This is a genomic window from Streptomyces sp. MnatMP-M17, assembly GCF_900091995.1.
In the GTDB taxonomy this organism is placed as follows: domain Bacteria; phylum Actinomycetota; class Actinomycetes; order Streptomycetales; family Streptomycetaceae; genus Streptomyces.
In genome coordinates this window covers 1-7,463 of the sequence record NZ_FMDK01000047.1, presented here as the reverse complement: position 1 = coordinate 7,463, position 7,463 = coordinate 1, and the positions used below count along the sequence as shown (strand labels likewise).

Here is a 7,463-nt window from a genome sequence, read left to right as displayed (position 1 = left end):
TGCGGTTGGGGTCCAGGGGCGTGCCCCTGGTTTCGGGGAGGGGCGGGGTGGGGGAGGAGGCCCGCACCCCGCCGACGGTCAGGACTTGCGGAGGTGGAAGGTGAGTTCCAGGGACTCGTCCGTGAACGGAGGGCCGTAGGAGGCGTCCGGGGTGCCGGGAGTGAAGGACGTGGCCAGGACCTCGTCCGAGATCAGGGGAGTGTGGGCGGTGAGGGCCTCCGTGGTGGACAGGGACGTGGCCGTCCAGCGGACGGCGATGCGGTCCGCGACGTCCAGGCCGCTGTTCTTGCGTGCCTCCTGGATCAGCCGGATCGCGTCACGCGCCAGGCCCGCGAGCCGTAGCTCCGGAGTGATCTCCAGGTCCAGCGCGACCGTCGCGCCCGAGTCGGAGGCGACCGACCAGCCCTCGCGCGGAGTCTCCGTGATGATGACCTCCTCCGGCGAGAGGGAGACCGGAGCGCCGTCGACCGTCACCGTCGCGTCGCCCTCGCGCAGGGCCAGCGACAGCGCCGCCGCGTCCGTGTCCGCGATCGCCTTCGCCACCGCCTGGACGCCCTTGCCGAAACGCTTGCCCAGTGCCCGGAAGTTGGCCTTCGCCGTCGTGTCGACCAGCGAGCCGCCCACCTCGGAGAGCGTCGCCAGCGAGGAGACATTGAGCTCCTCCGTGATCTGGGCCCGCAGTTCGGGAGAGAGCGTCTCGAAGCCCGCCGCCGCGATCAGCGCGCGCGAGAGCGGCTGGCGTGTCTTCACGCCGGACTCCGCGCGCGTCGCCCGGCCCAGCTCCACCAGCCTGCGCACCAGCGCCATCTGCTGCGAGAGCGCAGGGTCGACCGCGGCGAGATCGGGCTCCGGCCAGCTCGCGAGATGCACCGACTCCACCGAGTCCGGAGTCACCGGCACGACCATGTCCTGCCAGACCCGCTCGGTGATGAACGGCGTCAGTGGCGCCATCAGCCGCGTGACCGTCTCCACCACGTCGTGCAGTGTGCGCAGCGCCGCCTTGTCGCCCTGCCAGAAGCGGCGGCGCGAGCGGCGGACGTACCAGTTGGAGAGATCGTCCACGAACGCCGAGAGCAGCTTGCCGGTGCGCTGGGTGTCGTATGCCTCCATGGCCTGGGTGGTCTGGTCGACCAGCGCGTGCAGCTCGCTCAGAAGCCAGCGGTCCAGCAGCGGCCGGTCGGCCGGCGCCGGGTCGGCCTCGCTGGGCGCCCATCCCGACGTACGGGCGTACAGGGCCTGGAAGGCCACGGTGTTCCAGTACGTCAGCAGCGTCTTGCGCACGACCTCCTGGATCGTGCCGTGCCCCACCCGCCGCGCCGCCCACGGCGAGCCGCCGGCCGCCATGAACCAGCGGACCGCGTCCGCGCCGTGCTGGTCCATCAGCGGAATCGGCTGGAGGATGTTGCCCAGGTGCTTGGACATCTTCCGGCCGTCCTCGGCGAGGATATGGCCGAGGCAGACGACGTTCTCGTACGACGACTTGTCGAACACCAGCGTGCCGACGGCCATCAGCGTGTAGAACCAGCCGCGCGTCTGGTCGATCGCCTCCGAGATGAACTGCGCCGGGTAGCGCTGCTCGAAGAGATCCTTGTTCTTGTACGGGTAGCCCCACTGCGCGAACGGCATCGAGCCCGAGTCGTACCAGGCGTCGATGACCTCGGGGACCCGGACGGCCTCCAGCGCGCAGCCCTCGGCGGGACAGGTGAAGGTGACGGCGTCGATGAAGGGACGGTGCGGATCCAGCCCCGACTGGTCGCTGCCCGTCAGCTCCGTCAGCTCGGTGCGTGAACCCACACAGGTGAGGTGGTTCTCCGCGCAGCGCCAGATGGGCAGCGGTGTGCCCCAGTAGCGGTTCCGGGAGAGCGCCCAGTCGACATTGTTGTTCAGCCAGTCGCCGTACCGGCCGTGCTTGACCGAGTCCGGGAACCAGTTGGTCTTCTCGTTCTCGTCGAGCAGCCGGTCCTTGATCGCGGTTGTACGGATGTACCAGGACGGCTGCGCGTAGTAGAGGAGCGCGGTGTGGCAACGCCAGCAGTGCGGATAGCTGTGCTCGTACGGCACATGCCGGAACAGCAGCCCGCGCTCGCGCAGATCCTCGGTGAGCGCCTCGTCGGCCTTCTTGAAGAAGACACCGCCGACCAGCGGCAGGTCCTCCTCGAAGGTGCCGTCGGGACGCACCGGGTTGACGACGGGAAGGCCGTACGCGCGGCAGACCTTCAGGTCGTCCTCACCGAAGGCCGGGGACTGGTGGACCAGACCGGTGCCGTCCTCCGTCGTGACGTACTCGGCGTTGACGACGTAATGCGCCTCGGTCCCGTCCGGGAAGTCGATCAGCGTGAAGGGACGGTCGTACGTCCAGCGCTCCATCTCGCGGCCGGTGAAGGACTCACCGGTGGGCTCCCAGCCCTCGCCCAGCGCCTTCGCCAGCAGTGGCCGGGCCACGACGAGCTTCTCCTCGCCGTTTGTCGCGACCACATAGGTGACCTCGGGATGCGCGGCCACGGCGGTGTTCGAGACCAGGGTCCACGGTGTGGTCGTCCAGACCAGCAGTGACGCCTCGCCCGCGAGCGGTCCCGAGGTGAGGGGGAAGCGGACGAAGACCGAGGGATCGACGATCGTCTCGTATCCCTGCGCCAGCTCGTGGTCGGAGAGACCGGTCTGGTCGCGCGGGCACCAGGGCGCCACCCGGTAGTCCTGGACCAGCAGGCCCTTGTCGAAGATCTCCTTCAGCGACCACCAGACGGAGTCGATGTACTCCGGGTCCATCGTGCGGTACGCGTCGTCCAGATCGACCCAGTACCCCATGCGCGTGGTCAGCTCGGTGAAGGCGTCGGTGTGCCGGGTCACGGACTCACGGCACCTGGCGTTGAACTCGGCGATGCCGTACGCCTCGATGTCCTTCTTGCCGTTGAAGCCCAGCTCCTTCTCCACCGCCAGCTCCACGGGCAGACCGTGGCAGTCCCAGCCGGCCTTGCGGGCGACGTGGTAGCCGCGCATGGTGCGGAAGCGCGGGAAGACGTCCTTGAAGACGCGGGCCTCGATGTGGTGCGCGCCCGGCATACCGTTGGCGGTCGGCGGGCCCTCGTAGAAGACCCACTCGGGACGGCCCTCGGAGCGTTCGAGGCTCTTGTCGAAGACCTTGCTCTCACGCCAGAAATCGAGCACGGCGTGCTCCAGCGCGGGCAGGTCGACCTGGGCGGGGACCTGTCGGTACTGCGGTGGCGTCACTGGTGTCATGGGGCGCTTCCTCCGGCGGAACTGCGACATCTCCGTCGGAGGGACGAGAGCCTGCGCTCCCGCGGTACCACCCTCCTTGGCCCCGGGCGCGCTCCGCCCGCGGCCCCCTCATTGGGGTCGCGCTGCCGGTTCTACTCGCCCTGGGTCCAAAGATCCGACCAGGGCTTTCTTCCGGCGGCTCCGGGGTGATGCTTCACATCGCGCTCTGCCCCCGGGCTCGCACCGTCCCCGGGTCGCTCATGGCCGCGTACGACGCTACTCGTCCCCATCCACGCCTTTCGCTGGAGCCAAGTGTACGGGGCGGCGGATGGCGCGGCCGACCGGTTTTGGCCGGAGGTGCCGTACGGCCGAACGTATGACCCGAATGGTTATACCGGCCCTTTCGGACTTTGTGGCCGGCCGGCGGCGGATTACCGGGCGGCGAGCTGGGCACAACGGATGGAGGCTCGTCTTGTCACGCCATGGGGAGGGCCGGACCGGCGGCGTGCCCCGTTGCCGCGGGGCTGGTGTCGATTTATCGTCCCAGCACGATTCGCGAGCAAGATCACAATATGTGAAGGGGCCGCGGCCATGGTGGCGAAGAAGACCGCCGCGAAGAAGTCGGCCACGGCCAAGCGGGCGCCGGCGAAGAAGGCGCCGGCGAAGAAGTCCACCACCGCGAAGACCACCCCGAACAGCACAGCCGAGAAGACCACCGCGAAGAAGACCTCCATGAGGAAGACCGCAACGAAGAAGCCGGCGGCGAAGAAGGCCCCGGCGAAGAAGGCACCGGCCGGGAAGGCACCGGCCCAGAAGGCCGTCGCGGAGAAGTCGGCCGCGGAGAAGGCGGAGAAGCCGGTCGCACAGAAGACGGCCGGGCGGAAGACGGCCACGAAGAAGGCAGCGAAAAAGGCGCCGGTGACCAAGGCACCTGCGAAGAAGGCCGCGTCCGCGGCCAAGGGGGCGGCCAAGGCCGCGGAACAGACGGGAGCCAAAACGGTGGGAGCCAAGAAGACTGCGGGTGGCAGGAGCACGGCGGCCGGCGAGCCCGCCTCGGTGGTCGCGACAGCGGTCTCCACGGCGAGCGCCGCCGCGACACCTCCCGGGGAGCTGGCCGTACGGCCGGGCGAGGATCCCTGGACCGAGGAGGAGGTCGCCGCGGCCCGGGACGAGCTGGAGGGCGAGATCGCGCGGCTGACCGCCGAGATCACCTCGTCCGAGACCGCCCTCGTCGGGCTGATGCGGGACTCCGGTGACGGCGCCGGTGACGACGACGCGGACACCGGCACCAAGAACATCACGCGCGAGCACGAGATGGCGCTCGCCGCCAACGCCCGCGAGATGCTGGAGCAGACCGAGCGCGCGCTCCAGCGGCTGGACTCCGGCACCTACGGTCTCTGCGAGATCTGCGGCAGGCCGATCGGCAAGGCCCGGATGCAGGCGTTCCCGCGGGCCACGCTGTGCGTGGAGGACAAGCAAAAGCAGGAACGTCGAGGCTGAACGCGTACAGGTGTGCCGTACGCTCGTCCTCAGTCAGGCGTCTAGGTTGAGGGACTCACGTGGCAGAGGCGGAGCGCGTTATCGGTACGCCGGATGTTCCGGATGTTGACGACGAGACTGCGGCTTCCGCCGAGCAGTCCAAGGGGAAGCCCGAGCAGCCCCCCGAGCAGTCCAAAGGGAAGCGCAAGATCGCCGCGCTCTTCATCGTCGCCGTCCTGGCCTACCTGCTCGACCTCGGTTCCAAGATGCTCGTGGTGGCCAAGCTGGAGCACCACGAGCCGATCGAGGTCATCGGTGATCTGCTGAAGTTCGAGGCGATCAGGAATCCCGGCGCCGCGTTCGGCGTCGGTGAGGCGTTCACGGTGATCTTCACGATCATCGCGGCGACCGTGATCGTGGTGATCGCCCGGCTGGCGCGCAAGCTCTACAGCCTGCCCTGGGCGATCGCGCTCGGACTGCTGCTCGGCGGCGCGCTCGGCAATCTCACCGACCGGATCTTCCGCTCGCCGGGCGTCTTCCAGGGCGCGGTGGTGGACTTCATCGCTCCGGCACACTTCGCGGTCTTCAATCTCGCCGACTCGGCGATCGTCTGCGGCGGAATCCTGATCGTGCTGCTGTCGTTCCGGGGCCTCGACCCGGACGGGACTGTCCACAAGGACTGACCGGGGCCGACCACGGCCGTCCGGGATCTGCCCAGACTTATCCACAAGCGGTCAGGGTTATCCACAGGCGGGACGGTCGCCAGGCCCGACAAGGCATACTCGACGCGTGAGCTTTCCCGAGATCAGAACGCTGCCCGTACCCGATGGCCTGGAGGGCGAGCGAGTCGACGCCGCCATAGCCCGTATGTTCGGGTTCTCCCGTACGAAGGCGGCGGAGCTGGCCGCCTCCGGGAAGGTCCAGGTCGACGGCTCCGTCGTCGGGAAGTCCGAGCGGGTCAACGGCGGCGCCTGGCTCGAAGTGGAGATGCCTCAGGCGGCGGCGCCCGTGGAGATCGTGGCGGAGCCCGTCGAGGGCATGGAGATCGTGCATGACGACGACGACATCGTCGTGATCGTCAAGCCCGTCGGCGTGGCCGCGCATCCGAGCCCGGGCTGGACCGGTACGACGGTCATCGGCGGTCTCGCCGCGGCCGGCTACCGGATCTCGACCTCGGGTGCCGCCGAGCGGCAGGGCATCGTGCACCGGCTCGATGTCGGGACCTCGGGGCTGATGGTCGTGGCCAAGTCGGAGCGGGCGTACACCCTGCTCAAGGCGCAGTTCCGGGACCGGGTCGTGGACAAGCGCTACCACGCGCTGGTGCAAGGGCACCCGGACCCGATGAGCGGGACCATCGACGCTCCGATCGGGCGCCATCCGCAGCACGACTACAAGTGGGCGGTGACCGCGGAGGGCAAGCCGTCGGTCACGCACTACGACCTGATCGAGGCCTTCCGGTCGGCGTCCCTGCTGGACATCAAGCTGGAGACGGGCCGTACGCACCAGATCCGGGTGCATATGGCGGCCCACCGCCATCCCTGTGTGGGCGATCTGACCTATGGCGCCGATCCGACGCTGGCCAAGCGGCTCGGGCTGACCCGGCAGTGGCTGCACGCGGTGCGGCTGGGCTTCGAGCATCCGTCGGACGGGCAGTGGGTGGAGTTCTCCAGCACCTACCCGGAGGATCTTCAGCAGGCACTGGACCGGGTCAGGGCGGAGAGCAACGTATGAGCGGGGCCGAGGCAGGCGGAGACACCGGCTTTGTGATCCGGCTCGCGACGGATCCCGCGGACATCGAGGCGTGCTTCGCGGTCCGCAAGGAGGTCTTCGTCGTCGAGCAGCGCGTCGCCGAGGACATCGAGTACGACGGCCGTGACGACCAGGCGCTCCAGGTGCTCGCCATCCGCGACGACGGAGTGCCGCTGGGCACCGGACGGCTGCTGTACGGGCCCGGCGCCGCCGACCGGACCGGCGGAGACCCGGCCGTGGGCTCGCTGGGACGGCTGGCGGTCACCGCGGCGGCCCGTGGCCGGGGCATCGGCGCCGCGCTGGTGCGGGCCATCGAGGACGCGGCGCGTGAGCGCGGTCTCACGGTGGTGGATCTGCACGCGCAGTCGCACGCACTGGGCTTCTACGAGCGGCTCGGATACGAGGCGTACGGGCCCGAGTTCCTGGACGCGGACATTCCGCACCGGTCGATGCGCCGTACGATCCGCAGCGGCGCCACGGCGGCCTGACCGCGGCGGCGCCGCGACCGTACAGCGGCGCGTGACAGGCTTGAGGTCCCTGATCACCGATGGCCGCCATCGGGCTCGCGACCACCGGAGGGCGCACTGTGGACCAACTGGCGCTGCTGCTCGTGCTGTTGCTCGGCGCGGTGGTCACGGTGCCGCTCGGCGAACGGCTCAGGCTGCCCGCGCCGGTGCTGATGACGCTCGTCGGGATCGCTCTGGCGCTGCTGCCGTTCGTACCGAACGTCCAGGTGCCGCCGGACTTCATCCTGCCGCTGCTGCTGCCTCCTCTGCTCTACGCCGCCGTACAGCGCACCTCCTGGCGGCAGTTCGCCGCCAACAAGCGTCCCATCTTCCTGCTCGCGGTCGCGCTGGTCTTTGTGACGACCGCGGCGGTGGCGGTCGTCGCCAACTCCGTCGTGCCCGGCCTACCGGTCGCCGCCGCGGTCGCGCTGGGCGCGCTCGTGGCGCCGCCCGATCCGGTCGCCGCGACCGCCGTCGCGGGCTCGCTCGGACTGCCGCGGCGGCTGGGCTCGG

6 protein-coding genes are annotated in these 7,463 nt (G+C 69.6%); 5 read left to right on the top strand and 1 reads right to left on the bottom strand.

The genetic code is table 11. From position 1 onward, the window contains the following. Positions 1 to 78: 78 nt before the first annotated feature. Entirely contained in the window at positions 79 to 3,228 is a 3,150-nt protein-coding gene (gene ileS / locus GA0115259_RS02785; protein WP_093590312.1) for an isoleucine--tRNA ligase, read from the bottom strand. Between the two features lie 579 nt (positions 3,229 to 3,807). Between ileS and GA0115259_RS42560 the strand changes: the two genes are divergently transcribed. The 5 genes from GA0115259_RS42560 to GA0115259_RS02760 all read left to right on the top strand — a co-directional run. After that, entirely contained in the window at positions 3,808 to 4,716 is a 909-nt protein-coding gene (locus GA0115259_RS42560) for a TraR/DksA family transcriptional regulator (RefSeq protein ID WP_093590309.1), read from the top strand. A 59-nt stretch (positions 4,717 to 4,775) separates the two neighbouring features. Beyond that, a complete protein-coding gene (gene lspA / locus GA0115259_RS02775) occupies positions 4,776 to 5,378 on the top strand; it encodes a signal peptidase II (protein WP_093590306.1) in 603 nt (200 codons plus the stop codon). Between the two features lie 106 nt (positions 5,379 to 5,484). After that, entirely contained in the window at positions 5,485 to 6,426 is a 942-nt protein-coding gene (locus tag GA0115259_RS02770; RefSeq protein ID WP_093590303.1) for an RluA family pseudouridine synthase, read from the top strand. Beyond that, complete coding sequence (locus GA0115259_RS02765; protein ID WP_093590300.1) at positions 6,423 to 6,932, top strand: GNAT family N-acetyltransferase; 510 nt, start codon at positions 6,423 to 6,425, stop codon at positions 6,930 to 6,932. Before GA0115259_RS02770 ends, GA0115259_RS02765 begins: the two co-directional genes overlap by 4 nt. A gap of 98 nt (positions 6,933 to 7,030) precedes the next feature. Further along, positions 7,031 to 7,463: cation:proton antiporter domain-containing protein (locus GA0115259_RS02760; protein ID WP_176732409.1), on the top strand; the 433-nt coding region annotated here is incomplete at its 3' end.